This window comes from Mesorhizobium sp. M1B.F.Ca.ET.045.04.1.1 (genome assembly GCF_003952465.1).
GTDB classification, from domain to species: Bacteria; Pseudomonadota; Alphaproteobacteria; order Rhizobiales; family Rhizobiaceae; genus Mesorhizobium; species Mesorhizobium shonense.
The window spans coordinates 5047795-5060358 of record NZ_CP034448.1 but is presented as its reverse complement, the minus strand read 5'-3'; the positions used below and the strand labels follow the sequence as shown (position 1 = coordinate 5060358).

21 protein-coding genes are annotated in these 12564 nt (G+C 63.4%); all 21 read right to left on the bottom strand.

What is annotated here, in order from left to right; all coding sequences use genetic code 11:
* Nucleotides 1-18: 18 nt before the first annotated feature.
* The 21 genes from rpsE to fusA all read right to left on the bottom strand — a co-directional run bounded on the left by rpsE (nucleotide 19) and on the right by fusA (nucleotide 12544).
* Complete coding sequence (rpsE, locus tag EJ071_RS25030) at nucleotides 19-582, bottom strand: 30S ribosomal protein S5 (protein WP_126100241.1); 564 nt, start codon at nucleotides 580-582, stop codon at nucleotides 19-21.
* A gap of 155 nt (nucleotides 583-737) precedes the next feature.
* The gene (rplR, locus tag EJ071_RS25025; protein WP_126100240.1) at nucleotides 738-1100 is read right to left on the bottom strand and encodes a 50S ribosomal protein L18; all 363 of its coding nucleotides are present in this window, start codon (nucleotides 1098-1100) and stop codon (nucleotides 738-740) included.
* A 138-nt stretch (nucleotides 1101-1238) separates the two neighbouring features.
* Nucleotides 1239-1772: a 50S ribosomal protein L6 gene (gene rplF / locus EJ071_RS25020; protein WP_126084111.1), complete on the bottom strand. Its 534-nt coding sequence runs from the start codon at nucleotides 1770-1772 to the stop codon at nucleotides 1239-1241.
* 90 nt (nucleotides 1773-1862) lie between these two features.
* Entirely contained in the window at nucleotides 1863-2261 is a 399-nt protein-coding gene (gene rpsH / locus EJ071_RS25015) for a 30S ribosomal protein S8 (RefSeq protein ID WP_059188496.1), read from the bottom strand.
* A 12-nt stretch (nucleotides 2262-2273) separates the two neighbouring features.
* Complete coding sequence (gene rpsN / locus EJ071_RS25010) at nucleotides 2274-2579, bottom strand: 30S ribosomal protein S14 (RefSeq protein WP_095777623.1); 306 nt, start codon at nucleotides 2577-2579, stop codon at nucleotides 2274-2276.
* Nucleotides 2580-2605: 26 nt separating this feature from the next.
* The gene (gene rplE, locus EJ071_RS25005; RefSeq protein WP_095777622.1) at nucleotides 2606-3184 is read right to left on the bottom strand and encodes a 50S ribosomal protein L5; all 579 of its coding nucleotides are present in this window, start codon (nucleotides 3182-3184) and stop codon (nucleotides 2606-2608) included.
* On the bottom strand, nucleotides 3177-3491 hold the full coding sequence (gene rplX / locus EJ071_RS25000; protein ID WP_126054440.1) for a 50S ribosomal protein L24: 315 nt from the start codon (nucleotides 3489-3491) through the stop codon (nucleotides 3177-3179). The genes rplE and rplX overlap by 8 nt, the downstream gene beginning before the upstream one ends.
* 12 nt (nucleotides 3492-3503) lie before the next feature.
* Nucleotides 3504-3872 carry a 50S ribosomal protein L14 gene (rplN, locus tag EJ071_RS24995; RefSeq protein ID WP_006205457.1) on the bottom strand — a complete coding sequence of 123 codons (369 nt, stop codon included), beginning with the start codon at nucleotides 3870-3872 and terminating at the stop codon, nucleotides 3504-3506.
* An 83-nt stretch (nucleotides 3873-3955) separates the two neighbouring features.
* A complete protein-coding gene (gene rpsQ / locus EJ071_RS24990) occupies nucleotides 3956-4195 on the bottom strand; it encodes a 30S ribosomal protein S17 (RefSeq protein ID WP_042642192.1) in 240 nt (79 codons plus the stop codon).
* 4 nt (nucleotides 4196-4199) lie between these two features.
* On the bottom strand, nucleotides 4200-4400 hold the full coding sequence (gene rpmC / locus EJ071_RS24985) for a 50S ribosomal protein L29 (protein WP_095807484.1): 201 nt from the start codon (nucleotides 4398-4400) through the stop codon (nucleotides 4200-4202).
* A gap of 12 nt (nucleotides 4401-4412) precedes the next feature.
* On the bottom strand, nucleotides 4413-4826 hold the full coding sequence (rplP, locus tag EJ071_RS24980; RefSeq protein ID WP_027170364.1) for a 50S ribosomal protein L16: 414 nt from the start codon (nucleotides 4824-4826) through the stop codon (nucleotides 4413-4415).
* A gap of 27 nt (nucleotides 4827-4853) precedes the next feature.
* Complete coding sequence (gene rpsC / locus EJ071_RS24975; RefSeq protein WP_126100239.1) at nucleotides 4854-5576, bottom strand: 30S ribosomal protein S3; 723 nt, start codon at nucleotides 5574-5576, stop codon at nucleotides 4854-4856.
* Nucleotides 5576-5965, bottom strand: coding sequence for a 50S ribosomal protein L22 (gene rplV / locus EJ071_RS24970; protein ID WP_059188489.1), 390 nt, complete (start codon nucleotides 5963-5965; stop codon nucleotides 5576-5578). Before rplV ends, rpsC begins: the two co-directional genes overlap by 1 nt.
* A 2-nt stretch (nucleotides 5966-5967) precedes the next feature.
* Nucleotides 5968-6246: a 30S ribosomal protein S19 gene (rpsS, locus tag EJ071_RS24965; protein WP_006205463.1), complete on the bottom strand. Its 279-nt coding sequence runs from the start codon at nucleotides 6244-6246 to the stop codon at nucleotides 5968-5970.
* Nucleotides 6247-6262: 16 nt separating this feature from the next.
* The gene (gene rplB / locus EJ071_RS24960; RefSeq protein WP_040970375.1) at nucleotides 6263-7096 is read right to left on the bottom strand and encodes a 50S ribosomal protein L2; all 834 of its coding nucleotides are present in this window, start codon (nucleotides 7094-7096) and stop codon (nucleotides 6263-6265) included.
* A gap of 22 nt (nucleotides 7097-7118) precedes the next feature.
* A complete protein-coding gene (locus EJ071_RS24955) occupies nucleotides 7119-7412 on the bottom strand; it encodes a 50S ribosomal protein L23 (protein WP_059188488.1) in 294 nt (97 codons plus the stop codon).
* Nucleotides 7409-8029, bottom strand: coding sequence for a 50S ribosomal protein L4 (gene rplD, locus EJ071_RS24950; RefSeq protein ID WP_066989592.1), 621 nt, complete (start codon nucleotides 8027-8029; stop codon nucleotides 7409-7411). Before rplD ends, EJ071_RS24955 begins: the two co-directional genes overlap by 4 nt.
* On the bottom strand, nucleotides 8029-8745 hold the full coding sequence (gene rplC / locus EJ071_RS24945; RefSeq protein WP_126100238.1) for a 50S ribosomal protein L3: 717 nt from the start codon (nucleotides 8743-8745) through the stop codon (nucleotides 8029-8031). The genes rplD and rplC overlap by 1 nt, the downstream gene beginning before the upstream one ends.
* Before the next feature lie 93 nt (nucleotides 8746-8838).
* Entirely contained in the window at nucleotides 8839-9147 is a 309-nt protein-coding gene (gene rpsJ / locus EJ071_RS24940) for a 30S ribosomal protein S10 (protein ID WP_006205468.1), read from the bottom strand.
* Between the two features lie 65 nt (nucleotides 9148-9212).
* Nucleotides 9213-10388, bottom strand: a complete 1176-nt coding sequence (gene tuf, locus EJ071_RS24935) for an elongation factor Tu (protein ID WP_066989565.1) — start codon at nucleotides 10386-10388, stop codon at nucleotides 9213-9215.
* 65 nt (nucleotides 10389-10453) lie between these two features.
* Nucleotides 10454-12544: an elongation factor G gene (gene fusA, locus EJ071_RS24930; protein ID WP_126100237.1), complete on the bottom strand. Its 2091-nt coding sequence runs from the start codon at nucleotides 12542-12544 to the stop codon at nucleotides 10454-10456.
* Nucleotides 12545-12564 lie beyond the last annotated feature (20 nt).

Below are 12564 nucleotides of genomic sequence, written 5' to 3'. Positions count from 1 at the left end.
ATCCCTGGTCAGCGTCGACTATTCTTCAGTCGCGACGGCGGTGCCGCGGCGGGCCTGAAGGGTCGAGTACTTGATGCCGCGCGCGGCAGCCACATCCTTCGGATGCATCTGGCTTTTCAGCGCGTCGAAGGTGGCGCGAACCATGTTGTACGGGTTCGACGAACCCATCGACTTGGCGACCACGTCGTGCATGCCGAGCGTCTCGAAGACGGCGCGCATCGGGCCACCCGCGATGATGCCGGTACCCTGCTTGGCGGCGCGCAGCAGCACGCGTCCGGCGCCCCAGCGGCCCTCGACGTCGTGATGCAGCGTGCGGCCCGAGCGCAGCGGCACGAAGATCATGTCGCGCTTGGCCGACTCGGTCGCCTTGCGAATCGCTTCCGGCACTTCGCGCGCCTTGCCGTGGCCGAAGCCGACCCGGCCCTTCTGGTCGCCGACGACGACGAGAGCGGCAAAGCCGAAGCGACGGCCGCCCTTCACCACCTTGGCGACGCGGTTGATGTGGACGAGCTTGTCCACCATGCCGTCATCGCGCTCTTCACGCTCGCGGCCGCGGCCGCCTTCCCTACGTTCCTGTGCCATATCCTAGTCCTTGTTCTTTTCCGGAAGCACGGGTTGCTGAAATGCCGGCGCCTCTCGTGGGTTGCCGGCGGTGAAATTCATTTTTTCCATTGCATGATCTGGTCCGGAAAGTCTGCAACTTTTTCGCCGCGAGGACCTCCCGTTCGGGATCATGCTTAGAAGCTCAGACCACCTTCGCGGGCGGCCTCGGCTAGCGCCTTGACACGGCCATGATAGATGTAGGCGCCACGATCGAAGACGACTTCCTTGACGCCAGCCTTCGTGGCGCGCTCGGCGATCAGCTTGCCGACCGCGGCAGCGGCCGCGGTGTCGGCGCCGGTCTTGAGCGAACCCTTGAGGTCCTTCTCCAGCGTCGAGGCGGCGGCCAGCGTGCGGCCCTTCGCGTCGTCGATGACCTGGACGTAGATGTTCTTCGAGGTGCGGTGCACCGAGAGGCGCGGACGCTCGCCGGCGACCTTCTTCAGCTGGCGGCGCACGCGCTGCGCGCGGCGTTGGGTGGTTTCCTTGGGGCTTGCCATAATGTCAGTTCCTTGCCTTCAGAAAACGGGGGCAACCCTGTGCGGTAGGCCAAGCCTCCCGCGATCGCGCCCCGCGGCGTTACACTTCTCTGGCTTGGCTCTTTCCGAAAAGTCTGCAACTTTTCGGGGCCAAGCCTATTACTTCTTCTTGCCTTCCTTGCGCACGATCCGCTCGTCGGCATAACGCACGCCCTTGCCCTTGTAGGGCTCCGGACCGCGATATTCGCGGATCTCGGCGGCGACCTGGCCGACCTGCTGCTTGTCGATGCCCGAGACCGTGATTTCGGTCGGCTTCGGCACCGAGATCGTGATGCCCTGCGGCGTCTCATAGACCACGTCGTGGCTGAAGCCGAGCGCCAACTGCAGGTTCTTGCCCTGCATGGCGGCGCGATAGCCGACGCCGGTGATCTCGAGCTTCTTCTCGAAGCCGTCCTTGACGCCCTGCAGGATGTTGACGATCTGCGTGCGCGACATGCCCCACTTGGAGCGGGCGGTCTTCGACTGGTCGCGCGGCTCGACAGCGATCTCGCTGCCTTCCATCTTGACCAGCACTTCGTCGTTCACCACGAACTTCAGCTCGCCCTTGGGGCCCTTCGCCGTCACGGTCTGGCCGTTGACGGTCGCGGTCACGCCCTGCGGCAGCGAAACGGGTTTCTTTCCGATACGAGACATTTTGTTGTCCTCGTCACTTCTTTCGTTTCAGGTTCCAGTTCCCGGGCGCGATCCCGAGAACCGAAGCCCATTCATCAATCTCGCGCCGGATCAGAAGATCTGGCAGAGGATCTCGCCGCCGACATTCTGCTCGCGTGCCTCGTGATCGGCCATGACGCCCTTCGGCGTCGAAAGGATGGCGATGCCGAGGCCGTTGGCGACCTGCGGGATCGACTTGGCCGAGACATAGACGCGGCGGCCAGGCTTCGAGACGCGCTCGATCTCGCGCACGACCGGCGCGCCGTCGAAATACTTCAGCTCGATCTCGATTTCCGACTTGCCGTTGTCGAAGTCGGTCTGGCTGTAGTCGCGGATATAGCCTTCCGACTTCAGCACCTCGAGAACGCGGGCGCGCAGACGCGAGGCCGGGGTCGAGACGCTCGACTTCTTGCGGCCATAGGCGTTGCGGATGCGGGTCAGCATATCGCCGAGAGGATCGCTCAATGACATCTCAGTGTCTCCTTACCAGCTCGACTTGACCAGGCCCGGGATCTGGCCGTTGTTGCCCAGATCGCGAAGCGCGATACGCGAAAGCTTGAGCTTGCGATAGTAGGCGCGCGGACGGCCGGTGACTTCGCAGCGGTTGCGGATACGGATCTTGGCCGAGTTGCGCGGCAGCGCCGAAAGCTTCAACTGGGCGCGGAAACGCTCTTCCATCGGCTTGGACTGATCCATGACGATTTCCTTGAGCGCCTTGCGCTTGGCGGCGTACTGGCCGGCGAGCTTGCGGCGCCGGTTGTTCTTCTCGACTGAGCTGGTCTTTGCCATTTCAGATTTTTCCTTTTTCGCTGCCGTTACTGGCGGAAGGGGAAGTTGAAGGCCTTGAGCAGTGCTCTCGCCTCGTCGTCCGTCTTCGCCGTCGTACAAACGATGACGTCCATGCCCCAGACCTGATCAACCTTGTCGTAGTTGATCTCCGGGAACACGATGTGCTCCTTGATGCCCATGGCGTAGTTGCCACGGCCGTCAAAGCTCTTCGGGTTCAGTCCGCGGAAGTCGCGGACGCGCGGCAGCGCGATGTTCACGAGACGGTCGAGGAACTCGTACATGCGTTCCTTGCGCAGCGTGACCTTGGCGCCGATCGGCATGTTCTCGCGCACCTTGAAGCCTGCAATCGAGTTGCGGGCACGGGTGACGACAGCCTTCTGGCCGGCGATCAGCGCGAGATCCTCGGCCGCGACCGAGGGCTTCTTGGAATCGCCGGTCGCCTCGCCGACGCCCATGTTCAGCACGATCTTGTCGATGCGCGGAACCTGCATCTCGTTGTCGTAGCCGAACTGCTCCTGCAACGCCTTGCGGATGGTCTCCTGGTAGACCTTCTTGAGGCGCGGCTCGTTCTTGGCAGCCGCCTGCTTGGTTTCAGCCTTAGCCATTGATGACTTCTCCCGAACGCTTGGCGACGCGCACCTTCTTGCCGTCCTTCTGGATGGTGAAGCCGACGCGGGTCGGCTTGCCGTCCTTGGGGTCGGCCAGCGCGATGTTCGACAGGTGGATCGGCGCTTCCTTGGTGATGATCCCGCCCTCTTGGGACTGGGTCTGCTTCTGGTGACGGCGAATGAGGTTCACGCCGCGCACGAGCGCGGTGTCTTCCTTCGGCTGCACCGACAGGACTTCGCCCGAACGGCCCTTGTCCTTGCCGGCAAGCACGACAACCTTGTCGCCTTTTCTGATCTTTTGCATTGGTCCGGCTCCTTACAGCACTTCAGGCGCGAGCGAGATGATCTTCATGTGGTTCTTGGCGCGAAGCTCGCGCGGAACCGGCCCGAAGATACGCGTGCCGATTGGCTCTTTCTTGTTGTCGACGAGAACGGCCGCGTTCTTGTCGAAACGGATCACGCTGCCGTCCGGGCGGCGGATGTCCTTGGCCGTGCGAACCACGACCGCCTTCATCACATCGCCCTTCTTCACGCGGCCGCGCGGGATGGCTTCCTTGATCGACACCACGATGATGTCGCCGACGGAGGCATACTTCCGCTTCGAGCCGCCCAGCACCTTGATGCACATGACACGACGGGCGCCGGAGTTGTCCGCGACGTCGAGGTTTGTTTGCATCTGAATCATGACTGGCCGCCTTCTTCTTTTCTAACGGGACAGGCTCGAAGCCCCTCCCCGGTCTGTCCAAAATTCGTTTTCGTTCGCCCGGATCAAGCCTGATCCGAAGTGACGACGACCCAGCGCTTGTCCTTGGAAATCGGCTTCGATTCCTGGATGAACACCTGGTCGCCGACCTTGTGGGCGTTGTTCTCGTCGTGCGCCTTGTACTTCTTGGTCATGCGCACGGTCTTCTTCATCACGGGATGCGTGAAGCGCCGCTCGACCTTGACGACAACCGTCTTCTCGTTCTTGTCGCTGACGACGGTGCCCTGCAAAATGCGCTTTGGCATGGTCTTAACCCTTCTTGGCCGCGGCTTTTTCCGCGGCGATGGTCTTGATGCGCGCGATGTCCCTGCGGACCTGCTTCACGCGCGCGGTCTTCTCGAGCTGACCGGTGGCCTTCTGGAAGCGCAGGTTGAACTGCTCCTTCTTCAGGCTGGCCAGGTCGTCGGTCAGCTGATCCTGGGTCTTGGTCCGGATGTCTTCGGCTTTCATGATCGCCTGTCCTTATTCTGCGATGCGCTGCACGAAGCGCGTCTTGACCGAGAGCTTGGCGGCGCCGAGGCGCAGCGCTTCACGCGCGGTCTCCTCGCTGACGCCGTCGATCTCGAACATGATGCGGCCAGGCTTGACGCGCGCCGCCCAGTAGTCGACGGCGCCCTTGCCCTTACCCATACGCACTTCGGTCGGCTTCGAGGTGACCGGCAGATCCGGGAACACCCGGATCCAGACGCGGCCGGCGCGCTTCATCTCGCGGGTGATCGCGCGGCGGGCCGCCTCGATCTCGCGCGCGGTGACGCGGTTCGGCTCAAGCGCCTTCAGCCCGAAACCGCCGAAATCCAGGTTGGTGCCGCCCTTGGCGGTACCGTGGATACGGCCCTTGAACTGCTTGCGGAACTTTGTGCGCTTTGGCTGCAGCATCGTCCTAACTCCAAATTCTCAAATGTCTCAGGCGTTCTCGCGACGACGACCGCGCTCGCGCTCGCCGGCCTGACCGCCATGATCGCCTTCCGTCGCGCGACGCTCCGATGCCATCGGGTCGTGCTCGAGGATCTCGCCCTTGAACACCCACACCTTGACGCCGCAGATGCCGTACGCCGTTTGCGCCTCGGCCGTGCCGTAGTCGACATCGGCGCGCAGCGTGTGCAGCGGCACGCGGCCTTCGCGGTACCACTCCATGCGCGCGATCTCGGCGCCGCCGAGACGGCCGCCGCAGTTGATGCGGATACCTTCGGCGCCGAGACGCATAGCCGACTGAACGGCCCGCTTCATGGCGCGGCGGAACGCGATGCGGCGCTCGAGCTGCTGAGCGATCGACTGCGCGATCAGCGTGGCGTCGATCTCCGGCTTACGCACCTCGACGATGTTCAAGTGCGTCTCGGACTTCGTCATCTCCATCAGCTTCTTGCGAAGCTTCTCGATGTCGGCGCCCTTCTTGCCGATGATCAGGCCCGGACGCGCGGCATGGATGGTGACGCGGCACTTCTTGTGCGGACGCTCGATCACGACCTTGGAGATCGCGGCCTGCTTGAGTTCCTTCTCAAGATACTTGCGGATCTTGATGTCCTCATGCAGCAGCTGGCCGTATTCGCCGGTGTTCGCGAACCAGCGCGAATCCCAGGTGCGGTTGATGCCGAGACGCAGCCCGATCGGATTGACTTTCTGGCCCATTATGCGGCCTCCCCTTTTTCCTCGACTTCACGAACGACGATCGTGAGGTGCGAGAACGGCTTTTCGATACGGCTGGCGCGACCACGGCCACGAGCGTGGAACCGCTTCATGACGATCGACTTGCCGACATAGGCTTCCGATACGATCAGCGAGTCGACATCGAGGTCGTGGTTGTTTTCCGCGTTGGCGATCGCCGACTCCAGCGTCTTCTTGACCGTGCCGGAAATCCGCTTGGCCGAGAATTCGAGGTCGGAAAGCGCTGTCGCGACCTTCTTGCCGCGGATCAGCGCGGCAACCAGATTCAGCTTCTGCGGGCTGATACGGATCGTGCGCAGAACGGCGCGCGCCTCGTTGTCAGCAAGCCTGCGCGGAGCTTTGGCCTTGCCCATGATTATTTCCTCTTCGCCTTCTTATCCGCACCATGGCCGTAATAGGTCCGGGTCGGAGCGAATTCACCGAACTTGTGACCGACCATGTCCTCGTTCACCGAGACCGGGACATGCTTCTGGCCGTTGTAGACACCGAAGGTGAAGCCGACGAACTGCGGCAGGATGGTGGAGCGACGGCTCCACATCTTGATCACCTCATTGCGACCGCCTTCACGAACCTTGTCCACCTTCTTGAGAAGGTAGCCGTCGATGAAGGGGCCTTTCCAAATCGAACGAGTCACTTGGCGTTACCTCTTCTTAGCTCTTGCGCTGATGGCGCGAGCGCACGATGAACTTGTCGGTCGCCTTGTTGGACCGCGTCTTCTTGCCCTTGGTCGGCTTGCCCCAGGGCGAAACCGGATGACGGCCACCCGAGGTGCGGCCTTCACCGCCGCCGTGCGGATGATCGACCGGGTTCATGGCCACGCCGCGATTGTGCGGGCGTTTTCCCCGCCACACCGTGCGGCCGGCCTTGCCGTCGTTGATGTTGCCGTGGTCGGGGTTCGACACGGCGCCGACGGTGGCCATGCAGGAGCCGTGCACGACGCGCTGCTCGCCCGAGTTCAGGCGCAGGATCGCCATGCCCTGGTCGCGGCCGACGAGCTGGGCGTAACCGCCCGCCGAACGGGCGACCTGGCCGCCCTTGCCCGGCTTCAGCTCGATGTTGTGGACGATCGTGCCGACCGGCATGGAGGCCAGCGGCATCGCGTTGCCCGGCTTCACGTCGACCGCTTCGCCGGCCACGATCTTGTCGCCGGCGGCCAGACGCTGCGGCGCCAAGATGTAGGACAGCTCGCCGTCGTCATACTTGATCAGCGCGATGAAGGCGGTGCGGTTCGGATCGTATTCGATACGCTCCACAGTGCCGACGACGTCGTACTTCTTACGCTTGAAGTCGATGATGCGGTACGAACGCTTGTGACCGCCGCCGATGAAGCGGGCCGTGATGCGGCCGTAATTGTTGCGGCCGCCCGACTTGGTCAGGCCTTCGGTCAGGCCCTTGACGGGCTTGCCCTTGTAGAGGCCCGAGCGGTCGACGATGACCAGCTGGCGGGTGCTCGGCGTTACCGGGTTGAATTTCTTGAGTGCCATTGTCCTGTCCTCGCGGCCTTGCTCAGAGACCCGTCGCGACGTCGATCGACTGGCCGTCGGCCAGCGTCACAACCGCCTTCTTGACGTCGCCCTGGCGGCCAACCGTGCCGCGGAAGCGCTTGATCTTGCCCTTGCGGACGAGCGTGTTCACGGCCATCACCTTGACGCCGAAGAGCGCTTCGACGGCGGCCTTGATTTCCGGCTTCGACGCCTTCTTGGCGACGTTGAAGACGACCTGGTTCTGCTCGGAAGCCATGGTCGACTTTTCAGTGATCGCCGGCGAGACGATCACGTCGTAGTGACGAAGGTCGGTCATTTGAAGCGCTCCTCGAGAGCCTCGACGGCGGCCTTGGAAAGGACCAGCGTGCCGCGGCGCAGAATGTCGTAGACGTTGATGCCCTGGATGGGCAGCACGTCGATGTTGGGAATGTTGGTCGCCGCCAGCTTGAAGTTCTGGTCGAGCTCGGCGCCGCCGATCACCAGGGCGTTGGTGAGCCCGAGCGTCTCGAGGCTCGCCACCAGCGCCTTGGTCTTGGCTTCGGCCAGCTTCAGCTCGTCGACGATGATCAACGAGGCGCTCTTGGCCTTGGCCGAGAGAGCATGCTTCAAGCCCAGCGCGCGCACCTTCTTCGGCAGCTCGTGCTCGTGGCTGCGCACGACCGGGCCGTGCGCCTTGCCGCCGCCGCGGAACTGCGGAGCGCGAGCCGAATGGTGACGGGCGCGGCCCGTACCCTTCTGCTTGTACATCTTGGCGCCGGTGCGCGCGATCTCGGCGCGGCCCTTGGCCTTGTGCGTGCCCTGCTGCTTCTTGGCGAGCTGCCAGCGCACGACGCGCTGCAGGATGTCCTCGCGCGGGTCAAGGCCGAAAATCTCCTCGGAGAGTTTCACCTTGCCGGCGTCCTTGCCGCCGAGCGTTGTAATCTTGAGGTCCATTATTCCGCTCCCTCGGTGGCCGGGGCTTCGTTCTTGGCGGCAGCAACGCGGATCGCGGCAGGCTTCGGCGCATTGGCCGGCAGCGCGACCTTGGCCGCATCACGGACCAGGATCCAGGCGCCCTTGACGCCCGGAACGGCGCCACGGATCAGGATCAGGCCGCGGTCGGCGTCGGTCGAGACGACCTCGACATTCTGCGTGGTGACGCGAACGTCACCCATGTGGCCGGCCATCTTCTTGCCCTTGAACACCTTGCCGGGGTCCTGGCGCTGACCGGTCGAGCCGTGCGTGCGGTGCGAGACCGAGTTACCGTGTGTGGCGCGGCCACCACCCATGTTGTGCCGCTTGATCACGCCCTGGAAACCCTTGCCGGTCGAGGTGCCCGTCACGTCGACCTTCTGGCCGGCGACGAAGTGCTCGACGGTGAGCTCGGCGCCGACATCGATCATGTTCTCGGCGGAGACGCGGAACTCGGCAAGCTTCGCCTTCGGCTCGACGGAGGCGGCAGCGAAATGGCCGCGCATCGCCTTCGACGTGTTCTTCACCTTGGCAAGGCCAACGCCGAGCTGGACGGCGGTGTAGCCGTTCTTCTCCTGCGTGCGCTGCGCCACGACCTGGCAGTTCTCCATCTGGAGAACGGTGACGGGAACGTGTTCCCCGGCATCGTTGTAGATGCGGGTCATTCCCACCTTCTTTGCAATCACACCTGAACGCATCGGTTCAATTCCTTTAGAGTTCCCTGTCGGGGCTAGCGCCCCTCCACGCCTCTTGTTCCTTCAGAGTTCCGGGTCGCCCCGCCCTCTTGTTCCTTAGAGCTTGATCTCGACGTCGACACCGGCGGCCAGATCGAGCTTCATCAGAGCATCGACCGTCTGCGGAGTCGGATCGACGATGTCGAGCAGCCGCTTGTGGGTGCGCATCTCGAACTGCTCGCGGCTCTTCTTGTCGACGTGAGGCGACCGGTTGACCGTGAACTTTTCGATCCGCGTCGGCAGCGGAATGGGGCCGCGGACGTTGGCGCCGGTGCGCTTGGCGGTCGACACGATTTCGCGCGTCGAGGCGTCGAGCACCCGGTGGTCAAACGCCTTAAGGCGGATGCGGATATTCTGTCCGTTCATGCGTCAATTCCTTGTTCTGGCGCGGCGCGGGCATCCCGCGCCCGCGACAGATCGTTTCGGTCCAATTACTCTTTGATGGTGACGACGATGCCGGCACCGACGGTGCGGCCGCCTTCACGGATGGCGAATCGCAGCTTCTCTTCCATGGCGATCGGCACGATCAGCTCGACGTCGACGGTGATGTTGTCGCCGGGCATCACCATCTCGGTGCCGGCCGGCAGCGTCACGATGCCCGTCACGTCGGTGGTGCGGAAGTAGAACTGCGGACGGTAGTTGGTGAAGAACGGCGTGTGACGGCCGCCCTCGTCCTTGGTCAGGATGTAGGCTTCGGCAACGAACTTCTTGTGCGGCTTCACCGAGCCCGGCTTGGCCAGAACCTGGCCGCGCTCGACGCCCTCGCGGTCGATGCCGCGCAGCAGCGCGCCGATGTTGTCGCCGGCCTGGCCCTGGTCGAGCAGTTTGCGGAACATCTCGACGCCCGTGCAGGTCGTCTTGGCCGTCGGACGGATGCCGACGATCTCCAGCTCTTCGCCGACCTTGACCACGCCGCGCTCGACGCGGCCGGTCACCACCGTGCCGCGGCCCGAGATCGAAAACACGTCCTCGATCGGCATCAGGAACGGCTTGTCCAGCGGACGCACCGGCGTCGGGATGTAGGCGTCGACCTGAGCCATCAGCTCGCGGATGGCGTCCTCGCCGATGGTCTTGTTGGAGTCCTCAAGCGCGGCCAGCGCCGAGCCCTTGACGATCGGAATGTCGTCGCCGGGGAACTCGTTCTTGGTCAACAGCTCGCGAACCTCGAGCTCGACCAGCTCCAGAAGCTCGGCGTCGTCGACCTGGTCGACCTTGTTCAGGAACACCACGATCGAGGGCACGCCGACCTGACGGGCCAAGAGGATGTGCTCGCGGGTCTGCGGCATCGGGCCGTCGGCGGCCGAAACCACCAGGATCGCGCCGTCCATCTGGGCGGCACCCGTGATCATGTTCTTCACATAGTCGGCGTGGCCGGGGCAGTCGACGTGGGCATAGTGACGGTTGGCCGTCTCGTACTCGACATGCGCCGTCGAGATCGTGATGCCGCGCGCCTTCTCTTCGGGCGCCGCGTCGATCTGGTCATAGCGCTTGTATTCGCCAAAATACTTCGTGATCGCCGCCGTCAGCGACGTCTTGCCATGATCGACGTGGCCGATCGTGCCAATGTTCACATGCGGCTTGGTGCGCTCGAATTTACCTTTTGCCATGTGATGTCTCCATTCCTGCTTGCCCGTGCGGGGCTCAAATTAAGGTCTCGTGCAACCCGCTCGAGTTACGCGTATTTCTTCTGGACTTCCTGGGCGACCGCGGTCGGAACCGGTTCGTAGTGGTCGAACTGCATCGTGTACTGGGCGCGGCCCTGCGACATCGAACGCAGATTGTCGACGTACTTGAACATGTTGGCGAGCGGCACCATGGCGTTGATGACAACCGCCACGCCACGCGCTTCCTGGCCCTGGATCTGGCCGCGACGGCCGTTGAGGTCGCCGATGACGCCGCCGACATAGTCTTCCGGCGTCACGACCTCGACCTTCATGATCGGCTCCAGGAGCTGCACGCCGAGCCTCGGCGCCGCCTCTTTGAAGCAGGCGCGGGAAGCGATTTCGAACGCCAGCACCGAGGAGTCGACATCGTGGAAGGCGCCGTCGATCAACGTCGCCTTGACGCCGATCATCGGGAAGCCTGCGAACGGGCCGGAGCCCATGACGCTCTGGATGCCCTTCTCGACGCCCGGGATGTATTCCTTCGGCACCGCGCCGCCGACGATCTTGGACTCGAACACGAACTCTTCGCTCTCGGTGTTCGGCTCGAACACGATCTTGACGCGCGCGAACTGGCCGGTACCGCCGGTCTGCTTCTTGTGCGTGTAATCCTGCTCGTGGGTGCGGGTGATCGTCTCGCGATAGGCCACCTGCGGAGCGCCGACATTGGCTTCCACCTTGAACTCACGGCGCATGCGGTCGACGATGATGTCGAGATGCAGCTCGCCCATGCCGGCGATGATGGTCTGGCCGCTTTCCTCGTCGGTCTTGACGCGGAAGGACGGATCCTCAGCCGCCAGGCGATGCAGCGCGAGGCCCATCTTTTCCTGGTCGTTCTTGGTCTTCGGCTCGATGGCGATCTGGATGACCGGATCGGGGAATTCCATGCGCTCGAGGATGACCGGATGTAGCGGATCGCACAGCGTATCGCCGGTGGTCGTGTCCTTCAGGCCAGCCAGCGCGACGATGTCGCCGGCATAGGCTTCCTCGATATCTGCGCGCGAGTTCGCATGCATCTGCAGCATGCGGCCGATGCGCTCCTTCTTGCCCTTCACGGTGTTGTCGAGCGAGGTGCCCTTGGTGAGCTTGCCCGAATAGATGCGGGCGAAGGTCAGCGAACCGACGAACGGGTCGTTCATGATCTTGAACGCCAGCATCGACAGCGGCTCGTTGTCATCGGCGTGACGCTCGATCTCAGCATCCGTCTTGGCGTCCACGCCCTTGATCGCCGGCACGTCGATCGGCGACGGCAGGTACTCGACCACGGCGTCGAGCAGCGGCTGCACACCTTTGTTCTTGAAGGCCGAGCCGCAGAACATCGGGAAGAACTTGACCGCGATGGTGCCCTTGCGGATCAGCGCGCGGATCTCGTCGTTCGACGGCATATTGCCTTCGAGGTAGTTCTCGAGCGCGGTCTCGTCCATCTCGACGGCGGCCTCGATCATTTTCTCGCGATACTGCGCGGCCTTCTCTTTAAGGTCGGCCGGGATCTCGACGATGTCCCAGGCAGCGCCCAGCGTCTCGTCACGCCAGACGAGCGCGTTCATCTCGACGAGGTCGACGACGCCCTTGAACTCGGTCTCGGCGCCGATCGGCAGCTGCATGACCACGGCCTGCGCGCCGAGGCGCGAGCCGATCATTTCCACCGAGCGGTAGAAGTCGGCGCCGATCTTGTCCATCTTGTTGCAGAAGATCATGCGCGGCACATGGTACTTGTCGGCCTGGCGCCACACGGTCTCGGTCTGCGGCTCGACGCCGGCGTTGGCGTCGAGCAGCGCGATGGCGCCGTCGAGCACGCGCAGCGAACGCTCGACCTCAATGGTGAAGTCGACGTGTCCGGGAGTGTCGATGATGTTGAAGCGGCGCATCTTGCCGTCACGGCCCTTCCAGAAGGTCGTGGTCGCGGCCGAGGTGATGGTGATGCCGCGTTCCTGCTCCTGCTCCATCCAGTCCATGGTGGCAGCGCCGTCATGGACTTCGCCGATCTTGTGCGACTTGCCCGTGTAGTACAGGACGCGCTCGGTCGTCGTCGTCTTGCCGGCGTCGATGTGCGCCATGATACCGAAATTGCGGTAGTCTTCGATTTTGTATTCGCGGGCCATGGGAGGTGCCTCTCAGTCTC

Coding starts and splice junctions, on each gene's coding strand:
- rpsE (WP_126100241.1), bottom strand. CDS start 582: ATGGCACAGGAACGTAGGGAAGGCGGCCGCGGCCGCGAGCGTGAAGAG.
- rplR (WP_126100240.1), bottom strand. CDS start 1,100: ATGGCAAGCCCCAAGGAAACCACCCAACGCCGCGCGCAGCGCGTGCGC.
- rplF (WP_126084111.1), bottom strand. CDS start 1,772: ATGTCTCGTATCGGAAAGAAACCCGTTTCGCTGCCGCAGGGCGTGACC.
- rpsH (WP_059188496.1), bottom strand. CDS start 2,261: ATGTCATTGAGCGATCCTCTCGGCGATATGCTGACCCGCATCCGCAAC.
- rpsN (WP_095777623.1), bottom strand. CDS start 2,579: ATGGCAAAGACCAGCTCAGTCGAGAAGAACAACCGGCGCCGCAAGCTC.
- rplE (WP_095777622.1), bottom strand. CDS start 3,184: ATGGCTAAGGCTGAAACCAAGCAGGCGGCTGCCAAGAACGAGCCGCGC.
- rplX (WP_126054440.1), bottom strand. CDS start 3,491: ATGCAAAAGATCAGAAAAGGCGACAAGGTTGTCGTGCTTGCCGGCAAG.
- rplN (WP_006205457.1), bottom strand. CDS start 3,872: ATGATTCAGATGCAAACAAACCTCGACGTCGCGGACAACTCCGGCGCC.
- rpsQ (WP_042642192.1), bottom strand. CDS start 4,195: ATGCCAAAGCGCATTTTGCAGGGCACCGTCGTCAGCGACAAGAACGAG.
- rpmC (WP_095807484.1), bottom strand. CDS start 4,400: ATGAAAGCCGAAGACATCCGGACCAAGACCCAGGATCAGCTGACCGAC.
- rplP (WP_027170364.1), bottom strand. CDS start 4,826: ATGCTGCAGCCAAAGCGCACAAAGTTCCGCAAGCAGTTCAAGGGCCGT.
- rpsC (WP_126100239.1), bottom strand. CDS start 5,576: ATGGGCCAGAAAGTCAATCCGATCGGGCTGCGTCTCGGCATCAACCGC.
- rplV (WP_059188489.1), bottom strand. CDS start 5,965: ATGGGCAAGGCCAAAGCTCCGCGCAGGCTTGCTGACAACGAGGCGCGC.
- rplB (WP_040970375.1), bottom strand. CDS start 7,096: ATGGCACTCAAGAAATTCAACCCGGTAACGCCGAGCACCCGCCAGCTG.
- EJ071_RS24955 (WP_059188488.1), bottom strand. CDS start 7,412: ATGACCGACCTTCGTCACTACGACGTGATCGTCTCGCCGGCGATCACT.
- rplD (WP_066989592.1), bottom strand. CDS start 8,029: ATGGACCTCAAGATTACAACGCTCGGCGGCAAGGACGCCGGCAAGGTG.
- rplC (WP_126100238.1), bottom strand. CDS start 8,745: ATGCGTTCAGGTGTGATTGCAAAGAAGGTGGGAATGACCCGCATCTAC.
- rpsJ (WP_006205468.1), bottom strand. CDS start 9,147: ATGAACGGACAGAATATCCGCATCCGCCTTAAGGCGTTTGACCACCGG.
- tuf (WP_066989565.1), bottom strand. CDS start 10,388: ATGGCAAAAGGTAAATTCGAGCGCACCAAGCCGCATGTGAACATTGGC.
- fusA (WP_126100237.1), bottom strand. CDS start 12,544: ATGGCCCGCGAATACAAAATCGAAGACTACCGCAATTTCGGTATCATG.